Origin of the sequence: Micromonospora sp. NPDC005298, assembly GCF_040607375.1 — a bacterium.
Taxonomy (GTDB): domain Bacteria; phylum Actinomycetota; class Actinomycetes; order Mycobacteriales; family Micromonosporaceae; genus Micromonospora.
In genome coordinates, this window is sequence record NZ_JBEXGP010000015.1 from 101,240 (window position 1) to 126,956 (window position 25,717).

General features: G+C 71.7%; 20 protein-coding genes. All 20 read right to left on the minus strand.

Annotated elements, in window-relative coordinates; all coding sequences use genetic code 11:
* Positions 1 to 49: 49 nt before the first annotated feature.
* The 20 genes from ABZS77_RS20610 to ABZS77_RS20705 all read right to left on the minus strand — a co-directional run bounded on the left by ABZS77_RS20610 (position 50) and on the right by ABZS77_RS20705 (position 25,642).
* Positions 50 to 544: an ATP-binding protein gene (locus ABZS77_RS20610; protein WP_354824959.1), complete on the minus strand. Its 495-nt coding sequence runs from the start codon at positions 542 to 544 to the stop codon at positions 50 to 52.
* 187 nt (positions 545 to 731) lie between these two features.
* Positions 732 to 2,846: a ThuA domain-containing protein gene (locus ABZS77_RS20615; RefSeq protein ID WP_354824962.1), complete on the minus strand. Its 2,115-nt coding sequence runs from the start codon at positions 2,844 to 2,846 to the stop codon at positions 732 to 734.
* A 75-nt stretch (positions 2,847 to 2,921) separates the two neighbouring features.
* On the minus strand, positions 2,922 to 5,777 hold the full coding sequence (locus ABZS77_RS20620; protein ID WP_354824965.1) for a PQQ-dependent sugar dehydrogenase: 2,856 nt from the start codon (positions 5,775 to 5,777) through the stop codon (positions 2,922 to 2,924).
* A 224-nt stretch (positions 5,778 to 6,001) separates the two neighbouring features.
* The gene (locus ABZS77_RS20625; RefSeq protein ID WP_354824968.1) at positions 6,002 to 7,069 is read right to left on the minus strand and encodes a polyprenyl synthetase family protein; all 1,068 of its coding nucleotides are present in this window, start codon (positions 7,067 to 7,069) and stop codon (positions 6,002 to 6,004) included.
* Positions 7,066 to 8,487, minus strand: coding sequence for a nucleotide pyrophosphatase/phosphodiesterase family protein (locus tag ABZS77_RS20630; RefSeq protein WP_354824970.1), 1,422 nt, complete (start codon positions 8,485 to 8,487; stop codon positions 7,066 to 7,068). The genes ABZS77_RS20625 and ABZS77_RS20630 overlap by 4 nt, the downstream gene beginning before the upstream one ends.
* Positions 8,484 to 9,683 (minus strand): metabolite traffic protein EboE, encoded by a 1,200-nt coding sequence (gene eboE / locus ABZS77_RS20635; protein WP_354824973.1) that lies wholly within the window; start codon positions 9,681 to 9,683, stop codon positions 8,484 to 8,486. The genes ABZS77_RS20630 and eboE overlap by 4 nt, the downstream gene beginning before the upstream one ends.
* Positions 9,683 to 10,540 carry a TatD family hydrolase gene (locus tag ABZS77_RS20640; RefSeq protein ID WP_354824976.1) on the minus strand — a complete coding sequence of 286 codons (858 nt, stop codon included), beginning with the start codon at positions 10,538 to 10,540 and terminating at the stop codon, positions 9,683 to 9,685. Before ABZS77_RS20640 ends, eboE begins: the two co-directional genes overlap by 1 nt.
* Position 10,541: 1 nt before the next feature.
* Entirely contained in the window at positions 10,542 to 11,150 is a 609-nt protein-coding gene (locus ABZS77_RS20645; protein WP_354824979.1) for an EboA domain-containing protein, read from the minus strand.
* Between the two features lie 57 nt (positions 11,151 to 11,207).
* Positions 11,208 to 12,269 carry a sugar phosphate isomerase/epimerase family protein gene (locus ABZS77_RS20650; RefSeq protein WP_354824982.1) on the minus strand — a complete coding sequence of 354 codons (1,062 nt, stop codon included), beginning with the start codon at positions 12,267 to 12,269 and terminating at the stop codon, positions 11,208 to 11,210.
* Positions 12,266 to 13,285 carry an SCO3242 family prenyltransferase gene (locus ABZS77_RS20655; protein ID WP_354824985.1) on the minus strand — a complete coding sequence of 340 codons (1,020 nt, stop codon included), beginning with the start codon at positions 13,283 to 13,285 and terminating at the stop codon, positions 12,266 to 12,268. Before ABZS77_RS20655 ends, ABZS77_RS20650 begins: the two co-directional genes overlap by 4 nt.
* Positions 13,269 to 14,435: an inositol-3-phosphate synthase gene (locus tag ABZS77_RS20660; protein ID WP_354824988.1), complete on the minus strand. Its 1,167-nt coding sequence runs from the start codon at positions 14,433 to 14,435 to the stop codon at positions 13,269 to 13,271. The genes ABZS77_RS20655 and ABZS77_RS20660 overlap by 17 nt, the downstream gene beginning before the upstream one ends.
* Positions 14,436 to 14,978: 543 nt before the next feature.
* Positions 14,979 to 16,187, minus strand: a complete 1,209-nt coding sequence (locus ABZS77_RS20665) for a Gfo/Idh/MocA family oxidoreductase (protein WP_354824991.1) — start codon at positions 16,185 to 16,187, stop codon at positions 14,979 to 14,981.
* Between the two features lie 21 nt (positions 16,188 to 16,208).
* Complete coding sequence (locus tag ABZS77_RS20670) at positions 16,209 to 17,261, minus strand: substrate-binding domain-containing protein (RefSeq protein ID WP_354824994.1); 1,053 nt, start codon at positions 17,259 to 17,261, stop codon at positions 16,209 to 16,211.
* Positions 17,262 to 17,359: 98 nt separating this feature from the next.
* The gene (locus ABZS77_RS20675) at positions 17,360 to 18,484 is read right to left on the minus strand and encodes an ABC transporter permease (protein WP_354824997.1); all 1,125 of its coding nucleotides are present in this window, start codon (positions 18,482 to 18,484) and stop codon (positions 17,360 to 17,362) included.
* Positions 18,481 to 19,989, minus strand: coding sequence for a sugar ABC transporter ATP-binding protein (locus ABZS77_RS20680; RefSeq protein ID WP_354825063.1), 1,509 nt, complete (start codon positions 19,987 to 19,989; stop codon positions 18,481 to 18,483). The genes ABZS77_RS20675 and ABZS77_RS20680 overlap by 4 nt, the downstream gene beginning before the upstream one ends.
* A gap of 139 nt (positions 19,990 to 20,128) precedes the next feature.
* Positions 20,129 to 21,307 (minus strand): ROK family protein, encoded by a 1,179-nt coding sequence (locus tag ABZS77_RS20685; protein WP_354825001.1) that lies wholly within the window; start codon positions 21,305 to 21,307, stop codon positions 20,129 to 20,131.
* 257 nt (positions 21,308 to 21,564) lie between these two features.
* Positions 21,565 to 22,590 (minus strand): YihY/virulence factor BrkB family protein, encoded by a 1,026-nt coding sequence (locus ABZS77_RS20690; protein ID WP_354825004.1) that lies wholly within the window; start codon positions 22,588 to 22,590, stop codon positions 21,565 to 21,567.
* A gap of 63 nt (positions 22,591 to 22,653) precedes the next feature.
* Positions 22,654 to 23,463: an ABC transporter permease gene (locus tag ABZS77_RS20695; RefSeq protein WP_354825007.1), complete on the minus strand. Its 810-nt coding sequence runs from the start codon at positions 23,461 to 23,463 to the stop codon at positions 22,654 to 22,656.
* A 9-nt stretch (positions 23,464 to 23,472) separates the two neighbouring features.
* Positions 23,473 to 24,264 carry an ABC transporter permease gene (locus ABZS77_RS20700; protein WP_354825010.1) on the minus strand — a complete coding sequence of 264 codons (792 nt, stop codon included), beginning with the start codon at positions 24,262 to 24,264 and terminating at the stop codon, positions 23,473 to 23,475.
* Positions 24,265 to 24,709: 445 nt separating this feature from the next.
* A complete protein-coding gene (locus ABZS77_RS20705; RefSeq protein ID WP_354825013.1) occupies positions 24,710 to 25,642 on the minus strand; it encodes an ABC transporter ATP-binding protein in 933 nt (310 codons plus the stop codon).
* Between the last annotated feature and the right edge of the window lie 75 nt (positions 25,643 to 25,717).

Below are 25,717 nucleotides of genomic sequence, written 5' to 3' on the forward strand. Positions count from 1 at the left end.
CCGGTCCCACCCTATTTGCGGCGCACCCCATCGGGGAAGCCCCGGAGCGTCACTGGACCGCTTCTTCGGGTGCCGGCAGGACGGCCCGGACGGTGAAGCCGCCCTCGGGTCGCGGGCCGGCCGAGAAGGTGCCGCCGAGGCGTTCGGCACGTCTGCGTACCGCGATCAGCCCCTGGTCGGCGTCCCACGGCTCCCCCACGGCGTCGGCGCCGTCGACGCCGTCGACGCGTACCTCGATGGTGATGCCCTGGGTGTCGTAGCGCAGGCGGACCGCGACCGGCGCGCCCGGGGCGTGCCGGCGCGCGGTGGTCAGTGACTCCTCGATGATCCGGTACGCCGCCACGTCGACCGCCTCGGGCAGCGGACGGGGCGCGCCGGCCAGCGCCCAGCGCACCGACTGGCCGGCGGCGACGTCGTCCACCAGCGCGTCGAGACGGTTCAGGCTGGGGGGCGGCCCGGTCAACGGATCGGGCTCGTCGGCCCGGTGCAGCAGCCGGTGCCCGTGCGCCAGCACCATCCGGCGCCACTGCGCGAAGACCCCCACGACGTCCACGGTACGGCAGCGACCTGTGCGCCGGGCTGCGCCCTCACCCCGCCGATCTTGCACTCTGTGGTGCCGAAACGGCCGGTGTTGCGGCACTGATCCCCGCGGAAAGTGCGAGATCGGCCAGGAAGGGGCCAGGCCCGGCCGAGCGGGGCACGCTCGGCCGGGCCTGGTCGCGCTCAGCCGGTCAGGGCAGGGTCCACTTCTGGTTGGCCGCGTTGAGGCAGGTCCAGAGGTGCACGATCGTGCTGTCTGCCGAGTTGTTGCCGGAGACGTCGAGGCACTTGCCCGACGACGGGTTGCGCAGCGTGCCGTCGGACTGGGCCGCCCAGTTCTGCGCCCCCGTGCCGTTGCAGGTCCACAGCTGGATCTTGGTGCCGTCGGCGGTGCCGCTGCCGGACACGTCGAGGCACTTGCCGAGGGCCTTGATCGTGGAGTTCGGCGTCACGGTCCAGGTCTGCGCCGCGCTGCCGTTGCAGGTGTAGATCTGGATCTGGGTGCCGTCGGCCGTGGCGCCGTTGCGCACGTCCAGGCACTTGCCGGCCAGTCCCTTGACCGGGCCGACCCCGGTGCCGCCACCAGTCCCCTTGACCAGGGTGAAGTCGTCCACGTCGAAGAGCCCGGTGCCGCTACCGGAGAAGGTGAGGTAGAGGTTCTGGGTGCCGGACGGGACGTTCGACAGGGCGGTGGTGACGTTGGCGAAGGTGGTCCAGCTGCCGGTGTTCGGCACCGCGACCGAGCCGAGCACCGTGCCGGTGGCCGAACCGGTACGCACCTGGATGGTGCCGCCCGCGCCGCCCGAGACGACCCGGGAGGTGAACGAGGTGACCCCGGTCAGGTCGACGCCGTTGTACGCGGCCCAGTCGCCCGGGTCGATGTAGCCGACGGTCTGCCCGCCGTTGGCACCCGCCTTCGTGAACGCGGAGACGCCGTTGGCCGAACTGAACGCCTCGGCCTGGACCGTGGTGTTGCCGGTCGGCGGCGGCGTGGTGCCCAACTCCTTGATCCGGATGTTGCGGAACGAGGCGTCGTCACCGGTGCCGTGGTTCTGGATACCGATGTGGCCGGCCAGCGACCGTACCGGGTTGGTGTTCGTGAAATCGTTGATCTTCACGCCGTTGAGGAAGATCTGCAGCCGCTCACCCTCGACCAGCAGCTCGTACGTGTTCCACTCCCCCGGCGCGTTGAGCGCCGCGTCGCGGGCCGCGATGTCGGCGGACTTGAACGTGTAGACCGCCCCGGTGGTGCGGTCCACCGCGTCGGTGGCGTCGATCTGGATCTCGTAACCGTTGTCCACCGCCGACCACGGGTCACTCGACGGCGGGAACCCGATGAAGATGCCCGAGTTGTCGTCCCCGGCGAGCTTCCAGTCCAGCTTCAGCGAATAGTTGGTGAACTGCTTGGCGTTGTACCAGAACAGCCCCATCCCACCCACCGAGGTGAGGGTGGCGTCCGAGTTGGTGAAGCTCCCCGGACCGGCCTGCGACCAGCCGGCCGTCGAACCGTTGAACAGCGGGGTGTAGCCGGTCTCCGGACGGCAGTCGGCCTTGCTCCGACCGGCCGCGTACCGGATGCCGCCGAGCAGGTGCGCCCGGAACGCCGGCTCCGCGTACGACGCCTGGGTGTGCCCGGCACCGGTGTAGAAGGACCGGCCGCCGCTGTAACCCTTGCACCAGCTCAGCGGATGGTCCGCGCCCATGCCGCCACCGGAGTACGACGACTCGTCGAGGGTGGCCAGCACGTGCGCGGTGGACCGGGCGTTGGTCCGGTAGTTGTACCACTCGTCGGTGCGGGTCCAGGTCTGCGGCAGGTGCGCCGTCGCCGCGTGACCCCGATCCTCGACCTTCATGTTGGCCTGCTGGATCGCCGGGTGCGAGGCGAACCACGCTCCGACCAGGTTGCCGTAGAACGGCCAGTCGTACTCGGTGTCGGCGGCGGCGTGCACACCCACGTACCCGTGCCCCGAACCGATGTACGACTCGAACGCGGTCTGCTGGCTGGCGTTGAGCACGTCACCCGTGGTGTTGAGGAAGACCACCGCCTCGTACTGGGCGAGGTTGGCGGTGGTGAACGCGGCGGCGTCCTCCGTGGCGGTCACCGTGAAGTTGTTCGCGGCGCCCAGGTCACGGATGGTCTGGATGCCGACCGGGATCGCGTCGTGCCGGAAGCCGGCGGTCTTGGAGAACACCAGCACGTCGTACGGGGCGTCGGCGGCGCTGGCGGGGGTGGCCGGGGTGGTGCAGGCGAGAACGGCGAGGGCGGCCATCGCCGTGCCGAGGACGGGTCGCAGGAGTCTGCGCATATCGCTCTCCTAAAAACTGTTAGGAAGGGCCCCTTGTACAACGTTAGGCGTTAACAAGGGGCCCTTCCTTTCCACTCAGGGCAGGGTCCACTTTTGGTTGGCGGCGGCGGTGCAGGTCCACAGGTGGACCACCGTGCTGTCGGCCGAGTTGTTGCCCGAGACGTCCAGGCACTTGCCGGACGCCACGTTGCGCAGCGTCCCGTCGGCCTGGGCGGACCAGTTCTGCGCCCCGGTCCCGTTGCAGGTCCAGAGCTGGATCTTGGTGCCGTCGGCGGTGGCGCCACCCGAGACGTCCAGGCACTTGCCCAGCGACTTGACCGTCGAGTTCGGCGTGACCGCCCAGGTCTGCGCGGCACTGCCGTTGCAGGTGTAGATCTGGATCTGGGTGCCGTCCGCGGTGGCGGCGTTGCGCACGTCCAGGCACTTGCCGCCCAGACCCTTGATCGCGCCCGTCCCGCCGGCCGGTGGCGTACCGGTGACGAAGGTGAACGCGTCCAGGTCGAAGAGCGCCCCGGTGCCCGAGCCGGCGAACGTCAGGTAGAGCGTCGTCGTACCGGTCGGCGGGTTGCTGATCGCGCCGGTGACCGTGGTGAACGTCTCCCAACCGCCGGTCACCGGGACCGTCGCGGAGCCGAGCACCGTGCCGGTGGCCGAGCCCGACCGGACCTGGAGGGTGCCACCGGAGCCGGCCGAGGAGACCCGCGCGGTGAACGAGGTGACGTTGCCCAACCGGTACGGCTGGAACGCGATCCAGTCGCCGTTGTTGATGTCGCCGACGGTCTTGCCGCCCTCGGCGGGGGTCTTGCTGAACACGTTGATCCCGGACGAGGTGCCGTAGAACTCGGCCTGCCGGTGCCGCGGCGGCAGCGTGTGCTGGGTGTGGGTGGTCAGACCACCGGCGTCGGTGTACTCGGCGTCGAAGATCGCGAAGATGTTCGCCGCGTCGTCGTGCTCACCGTCGACCGGGATGGTGATCGAGCCGGAGCAGCCGGTCTTCGAGGTGATCTGGTGCCCGTGCTGGTCGTGCCCGAGCACGTAGGTCATCTTGACCTTCGTGCAGTCGATCGTGCCGTCCTCCGGGTCGGTCACCGTGATGCTGAACGGCACCGTGTCACCGAAGCTGAACAGCTGCCCGTTGCCCGGGTTGTTGATGGTCACCGTCGGCGCGGTGTTGCCGACGCTGATCCGTACGCTGCTGCTGCCGGTGGCGCCCTGCGGGTCCCGCACCGTCAGCGTGGCGGTGTACGTGCCGTTGGTGGTGTACGTCTTGGTCGGGTTGGCGGCGGTGGAGGTGGTGCCGTCACCGAACGCCCACGAGTAGGTGAGCGCGCCGCCCTCGGGGTCGGACGAGCCGGCCGAGGAGAAGGTCACCGCGAGCGGGGCCGCGCCGGAGGTCCGGTTGGCGCTGGCCACCGCCGACGGCGCCCGGTTGCCGCCGCCGACGTAGTCGAAGCGGTAGAGCGCCGAGTTGGCGTCGCCGTTGAAGTAGCCGGTGCCGTAGTCGAGCACGTAGTACGCGCCGTCCGGGCCGAACGCCGAGTCCATCACCTGCTTGCCGACCCACGGGAAGGTGTCGATGGCGCCCCGGGTGCCGTCGGAGTTGACGTGGATGGGCTTGATCCAGCCCCGCCCGAACTCGGTGGCGAAGAACTGCCCGTCGAAGGACTGCGGGAACTTCGTGGTGGACGTCGACGAGGCGTTGTACCGGTAGACCGGGCCACCCATCGGCGACTCGGAGCCGCCGCCGAACTCGGTGGGGGTGCCGGCGTCGCCCGCGTACCGGATCCAGGCCGGCTGGGCCGGCGGCAGAGTGGTCAGGCCGGTGTTGCGAAACGAGTTGTTGGTCGGCCCGCCGGTGCAGTTGTACTTCGCCCCGCTGGCGTTGGTGGCGAAGTCCCACTCGTTGTACGTCTCGGTGGTGGTGTTGGTGCCGGTGCAGTACGGCCATCCGTAGTTGCCCGGTGCGGCGACCCGGTTGAACTCGACCTGGCCGGACGGGCCGCGGGTGGCGCTGGTGGAGCCGGCGTCCGGCCCGTAGTCACCGACGTAGACGACACCGGTGGCCTTGTCGACGCTGATCCGGAACGGGTTGCGGAAGCCCATCGCGTAGATCTCCGGGCGGGTCCTGGCCGTGCCGGGCGCGAACAGGTTGCCTGACGGGATGGAGTACGTCCCGTTGGCGTTCACCTTGATCCGCAGGATCTTGCCGCGCAGGTCGTTGGTGTTGCCGGCGCTGCGCTGCGCGTCGTACGCGGGGTTGCGGTTGGTCCGCTCGTCGAGCGGCGAGTAGCCGGCGGACTCGAACGGGTTGGTGTCGTCGCCGGTGGACAGGTAGAGGTTGCCGGCGGCGTCGAAGTCGATGTCTCCGCCGACATGGCAGCACAGGCCCCGGTCGGCGGGTACGTCGAGGACGTCGACCTTGCTGGCCTGGTTGACGGTGAAGTCGGCGTTGAGGGTGAACCGGGAGAGGCGGTTCACGCCCTGCCAGGCCGAGAAGTCGGTGCCGGTGGCGGGCGCGTCACCGCCGGGGGTGGAGAGCGGCGGCGCGTAGTAGAGGAAGATCTGCCGGTTGCTGGCGAAGTTCGGGTCGACCCCGACGCCCTGCAACCCCTCCTCGTCGTGGTTGTAGACGGACAGGGTGCCGATCACGGTGGTGGTGCCGGCAGCGTCGGTGCGGCGCAGGGTGCCGTTGCGGGCGGTGTGCAGGACCGAACGGTCCGGCAGGACGGCGAGCGACATCGGCTCGCCCATGTCGGCGACGCCACGGGCCAGCTCGACCTGCTGGAAGTCGCTCGCGGTGATGGTGTGCGCCTGGGCGGGTGCGGTGCCGAGCGCGAGTGCGACGGTGCCGCCCGCGATCGTGAGCAGCAGTGCCGATCCGGCGGAGAACCATCGTCGGGACCGGTGGGTGGGTGAGTCCTTCATGGACATCTGTGCTGTCCCTTCCTGACGGATGCCAGGCCGGGCGCGCGCCGTCGCGCCGGATGCCGTAGCGGTGGTGGTGGGGGGGGGTCGATGGGTTACCGCGCCGCCGGTTCACCTCGACGAAACAATGTCGTGTTGGTCACGACACTAAATTGCGGCGTGTCGATGTGTCCATACCTTCCGGTGATCCGGCGACAACTTTCGTCGATCTCACCGAAAGTCGGCGGAATTCAGGCGCGGCGGTCGATCGCCTGCGCGGCCAACGCGATCAGCGCGGCCCGGGCCTCGTCGGCCACCTGAGCGCTCTCCAGCGCGGTGAGCGCCGCCTCGGTGCGTACCCGGATCATCTGCTCGATCCGCTCCCGCGCGCCGGTCCCCTCGATGATGGTCCGCAGCTCGGCGGCGCCCTCGGAGTCCAACGCCGGGTTGCCGAACAGCTCCCGCAGCCGCGCGGTCTGCGTCCGGTCGGCGGCGCTGCGGGCCAGCGCCATCATCACCGTCGGCTTGCCCTCCCGCAGGTCGTCGAGCACCGACTTGCCGGTGACCGCCGGGTCACCGAAGACGCCGAGCACGTCGTCGCGGAGCTGGAACGCGTCACCCAACGGGTCACCGAACTCGCCCAGCGCCTCGATCAGCTCCGGTTCCGCGCCGGCCAGCGCGGCGCCGATCTGCAACGGGCGGGTCACCGTGTAGCGGGCCGCCTTCATCCTTATCACCGTCAGCGCGCTGGCCACCGAGCCGTCGCCCACCCCGGAGACCAGGTCCAGGTACTCCCCCGCGATCACCTCGGTGCGCATCAGCGCGAAGACGCCGTAGCCCCGGTGCACCTGCTCGGTGTCCAGCCCGCACTCGTGGAACATCTGGTCCGACCAGGCCGCGCAGAGATCTCCGCAGAGCAGCGCCGTGTTGCGCCCGTACGCCTCCGGGTCGCCGCGCCACGACGAGCGGGTGTGCAGGTCGGCGAAGAGCCGGTGCACCGACGGCTCACCCCGACGGCGGTCGCTGCCGTCGAGGATGTCGTCGTGGATCAACGCGAACGCGTGGAACAACTCCAGGGCCGCCGCCGCCACCACGATCGGGGTGCCGTCGGCGGCGCCCGCTCCGCGCCAACCCCAGTAGCAGAAGAGCGGACGCAGCCGCTTACCGCCGGCCAGCACGAACCGTTGCAGCGCGGTGAACACCCCGCGCGGCGCGCCGTCCGGCCAGTCCGGGCCCTGCCGGTCCAGGAAGGCTGCCAGCTCCGCGTCGAAGCGCGCCCGCAGCCCGCTGGCGTCGGTGGGCGTGACGGTGACCGTCACGACCCCTCCCCCGGCCGCTCCACCGCGCCGTCGCCGCCGCTCAGCCCGGCGAGTTCCAGTAACAGACCCTTGACCTCGGTCGCCGCGATCCGGTCCCGGGCCGCGGCCGGGTCGGAGCAGAGCAGCACCGGCGCGTCCGCCGGGTCGTCCGGCAGCCGCCCGTGCGAGCCGCGTACCGCCCGGGCGCCGGCGTCCAGGCCGACGGCGTTCATCAGGTACCGCATGCCGACCTTCTTGCGGGCCAGCGCGGCGGCGGCCCGCAGCTTCGCCGCGCCGGGGTTGGCCGGGTCGAAGAACAGCTCGGCGGGGTCGTACCCGGGCTTGCGGTGGATCTCGACGAGCCGGGCGAAGTCCGGCGCGCGGGCGTCGTCGAGCCAGTAGTAGTACGTGAACCAGGCGTCCGGCTCGGCCACCAGCACCAGCTCACCGGCACGCGGATGGTCCAGCCCGTGCGCGGCCTTGCCCTCGGCGTCGAGCACCTCGGCGACCCCGGGCAGGCCGGCGCAGAGCTTCGCCACCGCCGGCACGTCGGCCGGATCCTTGACGTAGACGTGCGCGACCTGGTGGTCGGCGACCGCGAACGCCCTGGACGTCCACGGGTCGAGGTACTCCATGCCGGCCTGGGTGTGCACCCGCAGCAGCCCTTCGGCGCGCAGCAGGCGGTTGACGTCGACGGGGCGGGACACGTCGGTGATGCCGTACTCGGACAGCACCACCACCGTGGCGTCGCGGGCGCGGGCGGCGTCCAGCAGTGGCCCGAGCACGGTGTCCAGCTCCGCCGCCGCGGCGGCGGCCTGGGCCGACGACGGGCCGAAGCGTTGCAGGTCGTAGTCCAGGTGCGGGACGTAGACGAGGGTGAGGTCGGGCGACACATCTGCCAGGATCTGCTCCGCGGCCTGGCAGATCCACTTCGACGATGCCAGGCCGGCCGTCGGCCCCCAGTAGGTGAACAGCGGGAAGGTGCCGAGCCGCCCGGTGAGCGCGTCGTGCAGCTCCGGCGGGTCGGTGTAGCAGTCCGGCTCCTTGCGCCCGTCGGCGTAGTACACGGGGCGCGGCGTGACCGTCCAGTCGACGTCGGCGCCCATGGCGTACCACCAGCAGACGTTGGCGACGGTGTAGCCCGGCTCGGCCTTTCGGGCGGCCTGCCAGAGCTTCTCCCCGCCGACCAGCGCGTTGTGCTGCCGCCACAGCAGCACCTCGCCCAGCTCCCGGAAGTACCACCCGTTGCCGACGATGCCGTGCCCGCTGGGCGGCTCGCCGGTGAGGAACGTGGACTGCACCGAGCAGGTCACGGCGGGCAGCACGGTGCCCAGCTCGGCCCGGAACCCGCCGTCGGCGACTCCGCGGAGCCGGGGCATGTGCGCCAGCAGTCGCGGGGTCAGCCCCACCACGTCGAGGACCACCAGTCGTCGGCTCATCGCGTCACTCCCGTGTTCACGGTGCTCTCCGGGGTCAGCCCGAGGCCGACCAGTTCGTCACGGGCGAAGGCCAGTTCGGCGGCGATGCCGCCGGCCAGCTCCGCGTCGGTGCCCGGCCGTCGCGCGGCCGGCAACACCCCCCAGGTGTACGTCTCGACGTCGAGGTGGTCGCACCCGGCGGTCGGGCCGCTGTAGAGCGCTCTCAACGCGGCGCGCAGAACGGGCAGGGTCGAGCCGAGCGGCTCCTCCGGCGGGGCGTGCAGGGGCACGTGGTAGTGCACCCGCCACGGGCCGGGCAGCGCCCGGTCCAGTGCCTCGTCCAGGTCGTCGGCGGCGTACGCCTCGTCGGCGGGATCGCTGCCGCTGGCGCACCCGGCGCCCCTGGTCTGGTGCATGAAGCGCGGCTCCACCCAGCGGTGCAGCGCGTCGGCCCCACCCACCGGGTCGGCGGCCTCGACGGCCGCGGAGACCTGCACCTTCACCACCGGCAGCCCGGCCGCCCGCAACCGTTCCAGCGCGTCCACCGGGTCCTCCCAGGCGCACGCCAGGTGGGCCAGGTCGAGGCAGACGCCCAACCGCTCGGTGTCCATACCGGACAGCAGCGCGGCGGCCTGACCGGTGCTCTCCACCACGCAGCCGGGTTCCGGCTCGAAGGCGACCCGCACCTCACGGCCGGTGTCCCGCTGCACGGCGGCCAGACCGGCGGCGAGCTGGTCCAGTCGGCGTCGCGCCGCTTCGGCCCGGTCGGCGTCCCACGGCCGCCGCCAGGCCAGCGGAAGGGTGGAGATCGAGCCCCGGGCCGCGTCGTCGGGCAGCAGGTCGGCGAGCACCCGGGCCAGGTCCAGGGTGTACGTCAACCGCTGCCCGGTGGTCCAGTCGGGGTGGTAGACGTCCTTCTTGACCACCGGGGCCTGGAAGGCCGCGTACGGGAAGCCGTTGAGAGTGACCACCTCCAGCCCGCGCGCGTCGAGTTCGGCGCGCAACCGGCGACGCAGCGTCGGGTCGGCTGCCAGCTCGGCGGCGACCGGGGCGGCCAGCCACAGGCCGAGGCCGAGCAGGTCGCTGCCGAGCGCTTCACGGACGGGGAGGGCGTAGGTGTCCAGTTGAGCGAGGATGCCGGCGAGGTCCTCGGCGGGGTGCACGTTCGTGCAGTAGCCGAGGTGGACGGTGTCGCCGCCGGCATGTCGTAGCCGCATCAGCTGCCGCCGCGCAGGATCGAGTTGCCGGTCTGCGGGTCCACGGCGGCGGGGTCCTCCAGGTCGCTGAGGTCGAGCCGCCCGGACTGCCCGTAGAACTCCACCGGGTTGCGCCACAGCACCCTGTCGACGTCGTCGTCGCTGAACCCGGCGTGCAGCATCGCCTCGCCGGTGGCCCTGGTGAGCAGCGGGTCGGAGCGCCCCCAGTCGGCCGCCGAGTTGACGAGCATCCGCTCGGTGCCGTACTCGCGCAGCAGCTCGACCATCCGGGACGGGGTCATCTTGGTGTCCGGGTAGATGGAGAACCCCAGCCAGCAGCCGCTGTCCCGGACAAGTTTGACGGTCACCTCGTTGAGGTGGTCGACGACCACCCGACCCGCCTCGATGCCGGATTCGGCGACCACGGCGAGGGTCCGTTCGCATCCGCGCGCCTTGTCCCGGTGCGGGGTGTGCACCAGCGCCGGCAGGTCGTACGCCACGGCGAGGGCCAACTGGGCGGCGAACGCCTCGTCCTCCTCCGGTGTCATCGAGTCGTACCCGATCTCGCCGACCGCCACCACCGCGTCCTTGTCCAGGTAGCGGGGCAACAGGTCCAGAACCGGGCGGCAGCGCGGGTCGTTGGCCTCCTTGGGGTTCAGCGCCACCGTGGCGTGGTGCCGCACCCCGAACTGCCCGGCCCGGAACGGTTCCCAACCGATCAGCGAGTCGAAGTAGTCGGTGAACGAGGCGGCACTGGTACGCGGTTGGCCCAGCCAGAACGCCGGCTCCACCACGGCCCGGACGCCCGCGGCAGCCATCCGTTCGTAGTCGTCGGTGGTGCGCGAGGTCATGTGGATGTGGGGGTCGAAGATGCGCATGTCACGCCTCCCGGGGCAGTGCGGCGGTGAGCCGGTCGAGCAGGTCGGTGGCGTCGGCGGGCAGTTCCCGGCCGGCGGCGTGGCGTTCGGCGGCCAGGGCGGCCAGCATGGCGGCCAGCTCACCGTCCGCGCGGGCGTCCAGGTCGGCCACCGTGGCGAGGGGGACGCCACTGAACACGCACTTGAGCACCGCCTGCCGCCAGGCGGCCGGGTCGAGGTGCCGGGCGTACGGGCCGAGGGCGGCGGAGACCAGCCGGGTGTCGTTGGTCCGGATCGCGTCGTGCAGCAGCGGCACCCCGGCGGCACCGATCGGCAGCAGCGGCAGGGCGCGCAGCACGGCCCGCCGCTCGGCCGCGTCGCCGTGCCGGTAGAGGGTGTCGGCGTACGCGGCGTGGTCGCCGGGCAGCGCGGTGAGCAGCAGCACCCGGGCGGCGTCGTCGGCGGTCCAGCCGGGGGCGTCGGGCAGCGCGCCGCGTCCGCAGCGCCGGCCTGCGGCGGGGAAGAGCCGGGTGATCGCGGTGGGCTCGGTCGCGACCCGGCGCAGCGCCGTGTCGAGCCAGTCGGGATCGGGTACGCCTCGAAGTGCGGCCCGTAGTGAATCCGGTGTCATGCCGTCTCCTCCCTCGTGCTGCTCCCAGGTGTGCCCCGACACCCCTTTGCTCTGCACCTATATGTGCACCGGGGCCTCGTCAGCGGGTGCCGTCGCAGCGGGTGCCGTCCCGGTGGGTGTCGCGCCAGCGGGTGCCACCTCGGCGGGCGCCGCCCCGGTGGGTGCCGCGCCAGCGGGTGCCGCCCCGGTGGGTGTCGCATCGGTGGGTGCAGAGCAAAGGGTGCTCGCCGGGTGGTCGCCGGCGGCTGCTGCGGCGGCGCGCAGGAACTCGATCGACCGGGCCGCCACGGCCGGCGCGGCGTGTGAGTCGCGGGGCAGCTCCACCGCGACCAGGCCCCGGTAGCCGGCCTGCGCCAGGGCCGCCAGCACGGGCGGGAAGTCGATCTCGCCGACGCCGAACTCCAGGTGCTCGTGCACACCCCGGCGCATGTCGTCGATCTGCACGTTCACCAGGTGGTCGGCCACCTCGGCGACACACTGCGGCACCGGCCACGGCTCCAGGCAGCGGCAGTGTCCGATGTCGAGGGTGATGCCGAGGCGGGCCGGCGCGTCGAGAGCGGCGTGCAGTCGACGCCAGTCGGCGATGTCCTCGACGAGCATCCCGGGCTCCGGTTCGAAGCCGAGGGTGACGCCCGCCGCATCGGCGGCGTCGACGACCGTGGCGCAGCCGGCGACCAACCGGTCCCAGGCGCACTGCGGCGACACCGTCTCGGGGCGTACGCCGGCCCAGAACGAGACCGCCTCCGCACCGAGGTCCGCGCCGATCCGCACGGCGCGGCGCAGGAACTCGATCCGCCGCGTCGGGTCGTCGTGCAGCAGCGTGGGGGCGTGCTTGTGCCACGGGTCGAGCAGGTACCGGGCTCCGGTCTCGATCACGACGGCGAGATTCAGCTCGCTCAGTCGTCGGCCGACGGCCGCGATCCGGCGGGTGAGCCCGGGCGCGAACGGGTCGAGGTGGTCGTGGTCCAGGGTGAGCGCGACGCCGTCGTATCCGAGGTCGGCGATGACGGCGAGCGCGTCGTCGAGCCGGTGGTTGGCGAAGCCGTTCGTGCCGTACCCCAGGCGCAGGGTCGTCGCGTCGGCGGCCGGCGGCGCGGGTCGGGGCGCGGGGGCGGTCATGTCGGGGACATCTTCCGGGCCAGTCGCCGGCCCAACGGCGCCGCCGCCGCGACGGCGACCCCGAGCAGGCCCGCGCCGCCGCGTGCGGTGAGCGCCCCCTGGAGGGCGGGCAGACCGGTGATCCCCGCGCCGACGGCGGCACGGACCCGCCCGGCCGACGGGTCACGGACCACCTCGGCCTGCGCCGCGCCGTACCGGGCGGCGTACCAGCCGGCCAACACGGCGGGCAGCACGGCCGCGATCCCGGCCGACCGGGAGCGGCCACCGTGGACAGCGGTCTCGCCGGCGGCCCCGGCCCGGTCGGTCGCTCCGGCCTGCGGGGTCGCTTCGGCCCGGCCAGACACCCCGGCCCGGCCAGACACCCCGGCCCGGTTGGTCGTCTTCGTCCGGGGGGTCGCGCGGCGACTGCCCGGCGCGGCGACGGCGGCGCTGACGGCGACCAGGGCGGTGCCAGCGAGCGTCCGGACCGGCAGAACCCGATCGGCGCCGGTGACCTCCCGGCGGGACAGCGCGGTGACCGTCCAGGTGTGCGCGGCGACGGTCGCCGCCGCCGGCAACGCCCGGGTCAACCGGCCGCCGGCCGCGCCGAGCAGCACGTCCAGCCCCCGGCAGGCGGCCATCACGGCCGGACCGGCTGCGGTGTTCTTGGCCAGCAGGTCGTACCCCCAGATGGTGGCGGCCAGGGGCACCGCGAGCGCGGCGGCGCGGCGGCCGCCCACGGCGGCGGCCAGGCCCACGCCGGCGGCGGTGAGGCCGGCGGCGAGGCCGACCGCGACGGTCGGGGTGACCCGGCCGCTGGGGATCGGCCGCTCGGGCCGCTCCACGGCGTCCAGGCGGCGGTCGGCCCAGTCGTTGGCGGCCATGCCGGCCCAGTAGAGCAGGACCGACGCGCCGGCCAGGGCGGGGGTACGCGGGCCCAGCACGCCGGCCGCCGCCGCCCCGGCGACCACGTCACCGGGCACCGAGAGCGCCGCCGGCGCCCGGACCAGTTCCGCGACGTCAGACAGCGTGGTCATGTCCACCGTCCCGGCCGGCGTGCAACTGGCGGGTGAAGTCGGCCAGCCGCGTCCACTGCTCGGCCAGCGAGTGGGTGGGCGCGCCGAGCGGGTCCTTGAAGAAGAATCCCAGCTCGGGCAGCGGCCCGACGTGCCCGGCGGCGTGCGCGGCGGCGGTGAGCCGGGCCAGATCCAGCACCAGCGGCGCGGCCAGCGCGGAGTCGCAGCCGTGCCAGGTGAACTCCATCCGCATGCCGGTGCCGAGGAAGCCGGCGAACGTGATCAGATCCCAGGCGGTCTTGAAGTCGCCCAGCTCCTCGACGTACTCGATCCGGGTGCCGCCCTGCGGGACGTAGCCGAGCGTCTCGCCGAGCACCCGCTGCTTGCTCTGCACCTTCGCCGCGTTGGCGGCCGGGTCGGCGAGGGTGGCACCGTCGCCGCCGCCCAGCAGGTTCATCCCCGACCAGGAGCGCACGGCCAGGTTGCGCATCGCGAACATCGGCGCGAGCACCGACTTGACCAGGGTCTCCCCGGTCTTGCCGTCGTGCCCGGCGTACGGCAGTCGCAGCTCCTGGGCCAGCGCGGCGAGCGCCGGCAGCCGCAGCCCGGTGGACGGGGTGAAGTCGACGTACGGGCAGCCGGCCAGCAGCGCCGCGTACGCGTACAGGGAGCTGGGCGGCAGCACCTCGTCCGGGCCGGCGAGCGCGGCGCGTAGCGCGTCGGGGTCGGCGTGCCCGGGGTGCGGTCGGGGGGTCGGTTCGGTGGCCGAGACGTTGACCACCACCACCCGGTCCAGGCCCTGCCGTTCGCGGAAGCTGGTGAGGTCGTGGACGACGGCGGCGGCCCGGTCGGCCTGGTTGGCACCGACCGGCGCGGGACGCAGCTCCTGCTCGACGGCGCCCAGCTCGTCGGGGAGCGCGGCGACCAGCCGGCCGGGGACGACACCGGCGTCGGCGAGCGCCTCGGCGCGCTTGCACAGCGGGGTGGTGGCCAGGTCGTGCCCGCCGAAGACCAGGTCGGCGAAGGACGGCAGTGCGGGACCGCGCAGCTCGGGCAGTTCCGTGACGCAGCCGGTCGGCCCGGCCAGGCCGGCTCGCAGCGCGAGCCCTCCGACGATGCTGGTGGTCGCGACCGAACCGCGCGCTCCCACCAACCAGACACCTGTTCGCATGGTGCTCCTTCCCCGTTCAGGAGGAACCGTCGGTGTAACTAAACATAGAAATATCAGAATATTGTTCGGAAAGATACGCCCTGGGTGGATGGGCCCCGCCCGCCCGGCCCGCACCGGGACGGCACCCGGTTCCGACGTCGGCGTCGGCGGCGACGACGCCGGACCGGTTCCCGGTGCGGGTACGGACAGACGGGGCTGGCAGGCAGGGTCGGTCGGCGTCTCGACCCTGCCTCCCCCGCATCCGGCCGGCCAGGGCGTTGGCATGCCCGGGCCGGACGTCTCAGGCCGGCGGAACCGTCGGATAACCCGGACCGCCGGGAATGGTGGCGGCCCTCCGGTGCGGCCGGGGAATCCCGGTCCGGCCACACCGGACGACCGTCCTGCTCGTGCGCCACCGGGCCGTACGGCCCGGCTGCACGCCCTCCGGCGCCGGCCTCGTCCCGGCCGCGGGGCGCAAACCGCGGCCGGTCCCTCGCCGGTCGGCTCCGGAAAGCCGGTCGGGCGATGGCGGCGGGAAACACCGCCATCGCGGATGATCGATGGTCAGACGGCCACCGCGGCCAGCGCCGGCTCCACCTCGGTCCAGGAGGAGCCGACCTCCGCCGAACGTGCCACCGCGTCCAGCACGAGCTGGACCTGCAACGCATCGGCGAAGGACGGAGTCGGGTCGACGCCGGTGGCGACCGCCTCGATGAAGTCACGCATCTCGTGCGTGAAGGAGTGCTCGTAGCCGATGATGTGACCCGGCGGCCACCACGCCGACATGTACGGGTGCTCGCCCTCGGTCACCAGGATCCGGCTGAAGCCCTGCTCGGCACCCGGCCGGGTGGCGTCGTAGAACTCCAGCTCGTTGAGGCGTTCCAGGTCGAAGACCACACTGCCGAGCGAGCCGTTGATCTCGACCCGCAGCGCGTTCTTGCGGCCGGTGGCGAACCGGCTCGCCTCGTACGTGGCGAGCGCGCCGCCGGTCAGCCGGGCCACGAAGACCGCGGCGTCGTCGACGGTCACCTGGCCGGTGGGCGACGTGCCGCCGTCCACGGTGGCCGCGAGGCCGCTCGACTCGGCCGGCAGCGGCCGTTCCTTGACGAACGTCTCGGTGACGGCGCTGACCCCGGTGATCCGCTGGCCGGTGACGAACTGGGTCAGGTCGATGATGTGCGCACCGATGTCACCCAGCGCGCCGGAGCCCGCCCTGTCCTTCTGCAACCGCCAGACCAGCGGGAACTGCGGATCCACGATCCAGTCCTGCAGGTACGTCGCACGGACGTGTCGAATCACCCCGAGTCGTCCGTCGGCGACCAGCTGACGCATCATCGTGACCGCGGGGACCCGGCGGTAGTTGAACCCGCACATCGACCGCACACCCGCGGCCCGGGCTGTCTCCGCCGCGGCGGTCATCGCCCGTGCCTCGGCCACCGTGTTGGCCAACGGCTTCTCGCACAGTACGTGCTTACCGGCGGCCAACGCGGCGAGCGCGATCTCGGCGTGGCTGTCGCCCGGTGTGCAGACGTCGACCACGTCGATGTCGTCCCGGTTGATCAGGTCACGCCAGTCCGTCGTGTACGCGTCCCAGCCGAGCCGGTCGGCGGCGTCGGCCACCTTTCCGGTGTCCCGGCCGCAGATCAGCGCCATCCGGGCCCGCGCCGGCAGGTCGAACACGCGGTTCACGGTGCGCCACGCCTGTGAGTGCGCGGCGCCCATGAACGCGTAACCGACCATGCCGATCCGCAGTTCTCTGTCTGTCGTGGACAAGGTGGGTCTCCCCCCGGTATGTCAGAACCCGAGCTTGTCGTAGCTGCTCGCGTTCTCCTTGGTGATCGTCTCGGAGGCCAGGGTCACTTCCTTGGGCACCTGCAGCTCCGTCAGGTCGCCCAGGCCCCGGCCCTGCGCGATGAGCCGCGCGAGCGAGACCGCCGAGGACGCCATCGACGGGTTGTAGGTGACCGTCGCCTTGAGCACGGTGTTGTCGGCCTTGATCGCGTCGATCGCGAGCTTGGAGCCCGCGCCGCCGACCATGAAGAACTCCGACCGGTTGGCCTGCTTGATGGCGGCGAGCACGCCGATGCCCTGGTCGTCGTCGTGGTTCCAGATCGCGTCGATCTTCGGCAGCGCCTGGAGCAGCTGGGCCGCCTCGCGCTGGCCGCTGTCCGAGGTGAACTCGGCCGAGCGCCGGTTGCCCACCTTGAACCCGTAGGTCGCCAGGGCCGCCGCGAAGCCGGCGCTGCGCTCGACGGTCAGCGGGATCTCCAGGCCGGCGATCTCGCCGATCACCGGGTTGGCGATGCCCTTGTCCTTGAGCTGCTTGCCGATGAAGTGCCCGGCCGAGACGCCCATGCCGTAGTTGTCGCCCTTGATGACCAGCCGCGATGCCAGCGCGTCGGGGAAGGCCCGGTCCAGGTTGACGATCGGGATGCCCGCCTGCATGGCCTGGAGGGCAACGGCGTTGACCTCCTTGCCGTCGTGCGGCAGCACCACGATGATGTCCGGCTTCTGGGCGATCAGCGTGCCGAGCGTGGAGCGCTGGGCCTCCGAGTTCGACCCGCCGTCGACCTCCTTGAACTCCACGTCGGAGTACGCGGCGGCCTGCGCCTTGGCGTTGGCGTGGATCGCACCCATCCAGCCGTGGTCGGCGGCCGGGGCGGAGAAGCCGATGACGACCTTCTTGCCCGGCGCGTTGTTGCCTTCGCTGTTGCCGGCCGCCTTGGTCTGGGTGCTGGCGGCCGGGGTCTCGTTGCTGGTGCAGGCCGTCAGCAGGGTGGCGGCGCCGACTGCGGCTCCACCGAAGAGCAACCGGCGGCGCGACAGGTCGCGACTGTGCTGGGTCATGAACGACCTCCTGGGAGCGGTATCTGACTGAATGAGGGTGTGCGGGGCCCTGCCCCCGTCGAAAGTTTCGACGTGGCCAGGGACAACGGTGCGGTGCGTCAGGCGGTGGTGACCCTGTTCCGCGCGAGGAGCCGAGTGACGGACTTGAACTGGAACTGCTGGACCAGGACGGCGGCGACGATGATGCCGCCCTTGACCATGTTCTGCGCCTCGATGGAGAGGCCGTTGATGGCGAAGAGGTTCGTGATCGTGGCGAAGATGATGACGCCGAGCAGCGAACCGACGATCGTTCCCCGGCCACCGCTGAGCAGCGTCCCGCCGATGATCGCGGCGGCGATCGCGTCCAGCTCGTACAGGTTGGCCATCGCCGCCTGCGCCGAGGTGGCCTGCGAGGTGAGCATGATGGCGGCGATGCCGCAGCAGAGACCGGAGAGCGCGTAGAGGAGCATGGTGTGCCGGCGCACGTTGATGCCGGCCAGCCGCGCCGCCTCGGGGTTGCCGCCGACGGCGATGGTCCGCCGGCCGAACGTCGTGCGGTTGAGCAGCACCCAACCGGCCACCACCACCGCGCCGAGGATGTAGACGAGGATCGGGATCCCGAGCACCTTGCGGGCGGCGATGTCGTTGATGAAGGTGCTGCTGGACACCTGGGTCTGCTTGTTGGAGATGGAGGCGGCGAGACCGCGGGCGGCCACCAGCATCGCGAGCGTCGCGATGAACGGCACCAGCCGGCCGTACGAGATGAGCACGCCGTTGACCAGGCCGACGCAGATGCCGACGACGAGCGCCGTGAAGATCATGCCGCCGGCGCCGTAGCTCTGGGTGGCGACGGTGGTGCACCAGACACCGGCCAGCGCGACGATCGCCCCCACCGACAGGTCGATGCCGCCGCCGATGATCACGAAGGTCATGCCGACGGTGACCACGCCGACGACCGAGGCGAGTTGCAGGATGGCCAGGACGTTGTTCCACACCCAGGTCGGGTCGCCGTACAGGTCCGGTTTGGTGACCGCGCCGACCACGATGAGCGCGGCCAGCACCCCGATCAGACCAAGGTTGCGCTTGGCGCCGTCGCCGCCGTCGCCCCGCCACCAGGAGAGCCGGCCCGTACCCGTCGCCTTGTCACTGGCCACCGCCGTCTCCGCCGGGTCCACCGGCGGCGACTGCGCCGGAAGCTGCGGGCGTTCCGGTGTCGCGGTGGGAGTGGGAGTCGCGTCGCTCATGCCGGTGCGCCTTCCATCAGGGACCCCGCCATGACGAGGTCGAGCACGGTGTTCTCGTCGAGTTCGCCGGCCGCGGCCTCGCGGACGACCCGTCCTTCCCGCATCACCAGCACCCGGTCGGCCAGGCCCAGCACCTCGGGGACCTCGCTGGAGACCAGCAGCACACCGACGCCCTGGGCGGCCAACGACCGGATCACCTGGTACAGCTCAGCCCGGGCACCGACGTCGACGCCCCGGGTGGGCTCGTCGAGCAGCAGCAACTTGGTGCCGCCGAGCAGCCATCGCCCGACCACCACCTTCTGCTGGTTGCCGCCGGACAGGGTGCGCACCGGCCGGTCGACGTCCCGGGGCCGTAGCTCCAGGGTCTCGGCGATCCGGTCCGCCTCGGCGCGTTCCTTCGCGGCGTCGGTGAAGCCGAGCCGCGCGTACCGGCCGAACGTGGCGAGCGTGACGTTGCGGTAGATCGGCTCACCCAGCAGCAGCGCCTGGCTCTTGCGTTCCTCCGGGGCCATCCCCATGCCCGCCCGCACGGCCGCGCCGACGCCGGGGCGCAGCACCTTGCCGTCCATCCGCACCGAGCCGGACTCCGCGAGACGGGCGCCGTAGATGGTCTCCAGCAGCTCGGACCGACCGGACCCGACCAGACCGGCGATGCCGACGATCTCCCCGGCGCGCACGTTCAGCGACACGTCGGCGAACTCGCCGGGCCGGGTCAACCCCTCCACCTGGAGCAGGTCGGCGCCCGCGCCGTCGTCGGTGGGGCGGTCCGGGAAGACGTACTCGATGGTCCGGCCGGTCATCCGGCTGACCAGGTCGCGGGTCGGGGTGTCGCGCGCCGGCAGGTTCGCCGCGGTGGTCCGGCCGTCCTTGAGTACGGTGACCCGGTCGCCGATCTCGCGGATCTCCTCCAGGCGGTGGGAGATGTAGATGACGGCGATGCCCTGCGCGGTCAGCTCCCGGATGATCCGGAACAGGTTGCCGACCTCGTCGTGCGCCAGCACCGCGCTCGGCTCGTCCATGATGATCAGTCGGGCCTCGTGCGACAGCGCCCGGGCCATGCTGACGATCTGCTTGCCGGCGGCCGGCAGCGAGCGCACCATCCGTCCGGGCGGGATCTCGCCGTGACCGAGCCGCGCCAGGATCTGCCGGGTCTGCCGGGCCATCCGGCCCCGCCTGACGAACCCGAACCTGCGGTGCTCGTGACCGAGGAAGGCATTCTCCGCGACCGAGAGGTCCTCGACGAGGTCGAGCTCCTGGTAGATGGTGGCGATACCGGCCTTCATGGCGGCCTGCGGGTTGGCGAAGGTGGCCGGCTGGCCACGCCACTCCACCTGTCCCGAATCCGGCTGGTGCACCCCGGACAGCACCTTGATCAGGGTGGACTTGCCGGCGCCGTTCTGACCCAGCAGGCAGTGCACCTCGCCGGCGCGCACCTCGAGCTGAACACCGTCGAGGGCGCGTACCCCCGGGAAGGTCTTGACCAGGTCGGTGAGGCGCAGGACCACCTCGCCCGCGACGGTGTCGGGGGGAGCTTCGACCAGCGGCGCCTCGACGCCGGCCTCGGCCGACTCGGTGGCGACGGACTCCTCGGGCAGTGCCACGGTCTCCTCCTCGCTCACGGTTGTCTGTGTGTCGGTGGCAGCATCAGGAGGCCTCCGCGAAGGCGACGTCGCTGGCCAGTACGGCCGCGCCGGCGACACCGGCGCGACCGCCCAGCTCGGACAGCACGACTGGCAGGTTGCCGGTGGCCAGGGGCAGGGACCGGCGGTAGACCACGCTGCGGATCTCGGCGAGCAGGATGTGCCCGAGCTGGGCGAGCCCGCCGCCGATCACGATCATCGACGGGTTGGTGAAGCTGACCAGGCCGGCGAGGACGCCGCCGACCCGTCGTCCGCCGTCACGGATGAGCTGGATGCAGGTCACGTCGCCTTCGACGGCGCCCTCGGCGACGTCCAGGGCGGTGACCACGCCACGCTGGGTCATCCGCTCGGCAAGCGCCGGCGACGCGCCGCTGCGCGCGGCGGCGGTGGCGTCCTTGGCCAGTGCGGCGCCGCTGAACAGCGCCTCCAGGCAGCCGATGTTGCCGCAGGAGCACATCGGGCCGTGCGAGTCGACCTGGATGTGGCCGATGTCGCCGGCGCAGCCGTCGGTGCCCCGGTACACCTCGCCGGTGAGGTAGATGCCGCAGCCGATGCCGGTGCCGATCTTCACGAAGAGGAAGTCGTCCACCGAGTGGGCGACGCCGCCGTGGCGCTCGCCGATCGCCATGATGTTGACGTCGTTGTCGACCACCGCCGGGCAGCCGTGCTCCCGGCTGAGCAGCTCGCGCACCGGGAACCGGTCCCAGCCGGGCATGATCGGCGGCGAGACCGGGACGCCGTCGCGGAAGCTGACCGGCCCGGGTACGCCGATGCCGACCGCGTCCAACCGCTCGTACGCCCCGTCGACCCGGGCCTTGTGCAGCAGCTCGTTGACCCGTTGCAGGGTGACCTTCGGGCCGTTGCGGATGTCGGCGGGCTCGGCGTAGTGCGCCACCGGCTCGAGGCGGCCGTTGACCACCTCGACGTCCATCGAGCTGGCGCCCAGGTCGACGGCGGCGAAGCGCAGGTTCGGGTTCAGTTCGACGAGTGTGGAGCGGCGTCCGCCCCGGCTGGCGGCGAGGCCGGCCTCGGCGACGTACCCCAGCGCGACCAGGCGGTCCAGCTCGGCCAGCAGTCGGGGCCGGGGCATCTGGAGTCGGTCGCCCAGCTCGGCGCGGGACACGGCCCCTTCGTCGCGGAGCAGCCGCAACAGGCGGACGTGCAGGGGGTCGACGGTCCGCACCGGGGACTCACCTCATCATCGAACTCGTTCACATCGACGTCATGCAGATGTGTTGTGTCCGACACAGTAGGAGCGTTCCGCACCGCCTGTCCAGAGCTTCAACCGTTCTGATCCCAACTTTTGTCCGAAAGAACAAAAGCTACTAGTCGATCAAGGAAAGGGTTACGGGACGCCCGCGACCGCTCGCGTGCGGTTTCATCGACGGACACGAAACCGCCCCGCCAGCGGATGTCCGGTGGCGGGGCGGCCCGTGCGTGTCAGCGACCGCCAGCGGCGTTGCGCTTCTTGCGGAGCTTGCGGTCGTCGCGCAGCTCGACGTACGGCTCGTCGTCGACCGGGTGGCCGGCCGAGATGGCTCGGCTGCGCTCCAGCTCCGCGTCGAACTCGGCGCCCAGCAGGATCGCGATGTTGCTCAGCCAGAGCCAGACCAGGAAGATGATCACACCGGCCAGCGCCCCGTACGTCTTGTTGTACGAGCCGAAGTTGCTCACGTAGAAGGCGAACAGGCCGGAGATCACCAGCCAGATCACCACGGCCAGCACACCGCCGGGGCTGACCCAGCGGAACCCGCCGTGCCTGGCGTTCGGTGAGGCCCAGTACAGGATCGCGAACATCAGACTGACCAGGATCAGCAGCACCGGCCACTTGGCGATGTCCCACACCGTGACGGCGGTCGACCCGAGGCCGACCACATCCCCGACCACCTCGGCGAGACGGCCGGTGAAGACCACGATCACCGCACTGACCAGCAGCAGCACCCCGATCACCGCGGTCACCCCGAGCCGGATCGGCAGCGTCTTCCAGATCGGCCGGCCCTCCGGCACGTCGTAGATGGTGTTCGAGGCGCGCATGAACGCGCCGATGTAACCGGACGCGGACCAGAACGCGGCCACCAGACCGATGATCGCGGCGATGCTGGCCAGGCCGCCGTTTTCCTGTGCCGTGCCGATCGCGTCGTTGATGATCTTCTGGATGCTGTCGTTCGGCACCGCCTGGTTGACGGTGTCCCGCACGCCGTTGGTGGCACTCTCACCGAGCAGACCGAGGATGGAGATCAACACCAGCAGGCCGGGGAAGATGGACAACACCCCGTAGTAGGTGAGCGCCGCCGCCCAGTCGGTCAGGCTGTCGTCCTGGAATTCGGTGACCGTGCGGCGCAGCGCCGCCTTCCAGCCGCTGCCGGGCAGGTCGGTGGGGCTGTCCGGACCCGCGTCGGGTCCGACCGGCGCGCTCGCGTCGGCACGCTCGCGCTCCCGGTGGGCGGAAGACTCGTCCGAGGCCATCGCCCCTCCTCGTTGTCGGTGGTGTCACCTCCGACATGCCCCGTGGACGACGGCGCGTAACCCCTACGGGTAGAGCAACCTGCCCATCCGCCGCGACGCGACAAGCAGGCCGACCGCCATCATCACCACCAGGTAGAGCACGTCCAGCAGCCAGGCCCACCCCTCGACGCCGAGGGCGACGCCACGGATCAGGTGCACCGACCGGTACAGCGGGGTGACCTCGACCAGCCAGTGCAGCAGGGTCGGGTAGGCCTGCGCCGGCACGAACGTGCCGGAGAAGAGGAACAGGGTGAACTGGGCCGAACCCATCAGGTCGAAATCCTGCCAGCTGCGCATGAAGGTGGACACCGCCATGCCGAGCGCGCCGAACGCGAACCCGACAAGCACCGCCGCCGGCAGCGCCGTCAACGCCCGGGCCACCGTGGTCAGGTCGAACGCGACCATCACCGCCAGGAACGCCGCCGAGTAGGCGCTGCCCCGCAGCATCGCCCAACCCAGCTCGCCGAGTGCGATCTCGAACGGCCGTACCGGGGTGGCGATCACCCCGTCGTACAGCTTCATGTACTTCATCTTGCCGAAGAAGTTGAAGGTGGTCTCCGCGAGCGCCCCGGTCATCGCCGAGGAGGCGAGCATCGCCGGGGCCACGAACTCCGGGTACGACACCAGTCGCCCGTCGGGCAGCGGCAGGTCGCCGACCAGCGCCCCGACACCCACACCGATGGAGAGCAGGTAGAGCAGCGGCTCCACGAAGCCGGAGAGCAGCAGCAGCCAGTAGACCGACTTCAGCGCCGCGACGTTGCGTTCGACCACCGACACCGACCGCCGGGACGCGGCGGAGACGTCGACCAGCCGGGGCAGGACCAGCGTGAGCACGAACCCTCCCTAGACGACGAGCTTGCGACGGAAGGCGCGCAGCGCCAGCAGCCACCCGGCGACCGCCCAGGCGGCCAGGTAGAGCAGGTGCCCGACGACCGACCACTGTGGTGCGACGCCGAGCGTGGCGGCCCGGCACAGGTCGACGGCGTGCCACAACGGCGTCGCGTACGCCAGCCAGCGCAACGCCTCGGGCAGCGACTCGACGGGGAAGAACACCCCGGCGAACAACGTCATCGGGATGACCGCGAACCGGAACAGCATCGCGAGCCAACTGTCACTGGACACCGCCGCCGTGTACGCGAAGGTGGGCGCGGCCACCGCCAGCCCGAGCAGCGCCACCACCGGCAGGGTGACCACCGCCCACGCCGACGGCAACGCCCCGAAAAGGCCGGTGACCAGCAGGAACGCCGCGATCGTGGTGAGCACGCGGAACAGCACGAAGGCCAGGTGCCCGGCCAGGATGTCACCCACCCGCAGCGGCGACGCACCCTGCGCGAAGTAGGTCTTGACCCACCGGAAGTTGCTGAACACCGGCCAGGTCGAGTCGCCGACCGTCACCTGGAGGGCGGTCGAGGCGATCAGCCCCGGGACCAGCCAGTCCAGGTAACGCACCCCGCCGACACCCTGGTCGATGTACGAGCCGACACCGAGCCCGAAGCCCAGAACCGTCAACACCGGCAGCAGGAACGAGGAGAACACCCCCGCCCGCCAGGTGCGCCGCAGACCGACCAGGTAGTGCTCGAACACCGCGTACGCCGGCACCCATGGAACCCACGCCGCCCGCTCCGCCGTACCCATCACGACCACCCCCGTCCCGACCCTTCCTACCCCCGGGGTACGACAGGCCGTCGGCCACCCTACGGCGGCCCGCTCGACGTGTCGCCCGGGTTTCGGCGCAACCGCCGCGCGAACTCGCCCACATCCCGGGTCGCACCACATCGGACGCTGCGGCCCGTCGCGTGGGGGTGCGGGCACGCCAGTTCGCGAGCACACCGGACTGCCAAGATCGTGCTCGATCCGGGAAGTAGTGGCCTCGTCGTCGCCCGGAGGCCACTACCTCCATGTTCGAGCACGATCTTGAGGCCGACTCCCCGTGGACGGCGCCCGCCGGTCAGGGCGGCCGGTACGCGCGGACCAACGCCCGCACGGCGTACCCGAGCAGCAGCGCTCCCGCGCCGACGCCGACCACCAGCCCGGCGGACACCGATCACGCGACGGTCGCGCGGCGGCCAACGGGGGGCGGTCAGTCGACCAGGGTGCGGCCGGTCAGGTGCAGGAAGACGTCCTCCAGGCCGCTGCGCCGCACCAGCACGTTGGCCGGGTTGAGCCCCAACGCGGCGACCTCGGCGACCGCCGCGTCGCCGTCGGGCACGTAGAGCAGCACGCGGTCGGGCAGCACCTCGACCCGCTGCCCCAGCCCGTCGAGCTTGCCTGCGAACGGCTCCTGCGACTCGGCGGCGAAGCGCAGCTCGACCACCTCGCGGGTGGAGTGCCGCTCGATCAGCGCCCGGGGTGAGCCCTCGGCCACGATCCGCCCACCGTCCATCACCACCAGCCGGTCGCAGAGCTGCTCGGCCTCGTCCATGTAGTGCGTGGTGAGCACAAGCGTGACGCCCTGCTGCTTGAGCCGGAACAGCCGCTCCCACACCAGGTGCCTCGCCTGCGGGTCCAGGCCAGTGGTCGGCTCGTCGAGCAGCACGATCTCCGGATCGTTGACCAGCGCCCGGGCGATCGTGAGTCGGCGCTTCATCCCGCCGGAGAGCGGCTCGACCTTGCTGTCGGCCCGCTCGCTGAGCTGGACGAAGTCGAGCAGCTCGTCGGCCCGCTCCCGCGCCGCCCGGCGCGCGATGCCGAAGTAGCGGGCGTAGACGGTCAGGTTTTCCCGGACGGTCAGCTCCGGGTCGAGATTGTCCAACTGTGGGCACACGCCGAGCCGCGCCCTGATCGCCGGCCCGTCAGCCACCGGATCCATGCCGAGGATGCGCAGCTCACCGCCGGTGGGCGGGGAGATGCAACCGACCATCCGCATGGTGGAGGACTTGCCGGCGCCGTTGGGCCCGAGGAAGCCGAACGCCTCACCCGAGCGCACCTCGACGTCGATGCCGTCCACGGCCGTGAAGTCGCCGAACCGCTTCACCAGCCCCCGAGCCTGAATCAGTGGTCGCCCCGAAGTCACGGCCCGACCCTAACCGCCCGGCCCGACATCCCTGAAGGCAAATACGCGGGTACGACGACCGCCCGCGCCGCGCAC

What these genes read in the sequence shown, in the direction of transcription:
- ABZS77_RS20690 (WP_354825004.1), bottom strand. Translation starts at nt 22,590, where the DNA reads ATGGCCTCGGACGAGTCTTCCGCCCACCGGGAGCGCGAGCGTGCCGAC.
- ABZS77_RS20615 (WP_354824962.1), bottom strand. Translation starts at nt 2,846, where the DNA reads ATGCGCAGACTCCTGCGACCCGTCCTCGGCACGGCGATGGCCGCCCTC.
- ABZS77_RS20640 (WP_354824976.1), bottom strand. Translation starts at nt 10,540, where the DNA reads ATGCGCATCTTCGACCCCCACATCCACATGACCTCGCGCACCACCGAC.
- ABZS77_RS20650 (WP_354824982.1), bottom strand. Translation starts at nt 12,269, where the DNA reads ATGACCGCCCCCGCGCCCCGACCCGCGCCGCCGGCCGCCGACGCGACG.
- eboE (WP_354824973.1), bottom strand. Translation starts at nt 9,683, where the DNA reads ATGCGGCTACGACATGCCGGCGGCGACACCGTCCACCTCGGCTACTGC.
- ABZS77_RS20620 (WP_354824965.1), bottom strand. Translation starts at nt 5,777, where the DNA reads ATGTCCATGAAGGACTCACCCACCCACCGGTCCCGACGATGGTTCTCC.
- ABZS77_RS20655 (WP_354824985.1), bottom strand. Translation starts at nt 13,285, where the DNA reads ATGACCACGCTGTCTGACGTCGCGGAACTGGTCCGGGCGCCGGCGGCG.
- ABZS77_RS20700 (WP_354825010.1), bottom strand. Translation starts at nt 24,264, where the DNA reads ATGGGTACGGCGGAGCGGGCGGCGTGGGTTCCATGGGTGCCGGCGTAC.
- ABZS77_RS20645 (WP_354824979.1), bottom strand. Translation starts at nt 11,150, where the DNA reads ATGACACCGGATTCACTACGGGCCGCACTTCGAGGCGTACCCGATCCC.
- ABZS77_RS20660 (WP_354824988.1), bottom strand. Translation starts at nt 14,435, where the DNA reads ATGCGAACAGGTGTCTGGTTGGTGGGAGCGCGCGGTTCGGTCGCGACC.
- ABZS77_RS20675 (WP_354824997.1), bottom strand. Translation starts at nt 18,484, where the DNA reads ATGAGCGACGCGACTCCCACTCCCACCGCGACACCGGAACGCCCGCAG.
- ABZS77_RS20670 (WP_354824994.1), bottom strand. Translation starts at nt 17,261, where the DNA reads ATGACCCAGCACAGTCGCGACCTGTCGCGCCGCCGGTTGCTCTTCGGT.
- ABZS77_RS20630 (WP_354824970.1), bottom strand. Translation starts at nt 8,487, where the DNA reads ATGAGCCGACGACTGGTGGTCCTCGACGTGGTGGGGCTGACCCCGCGA.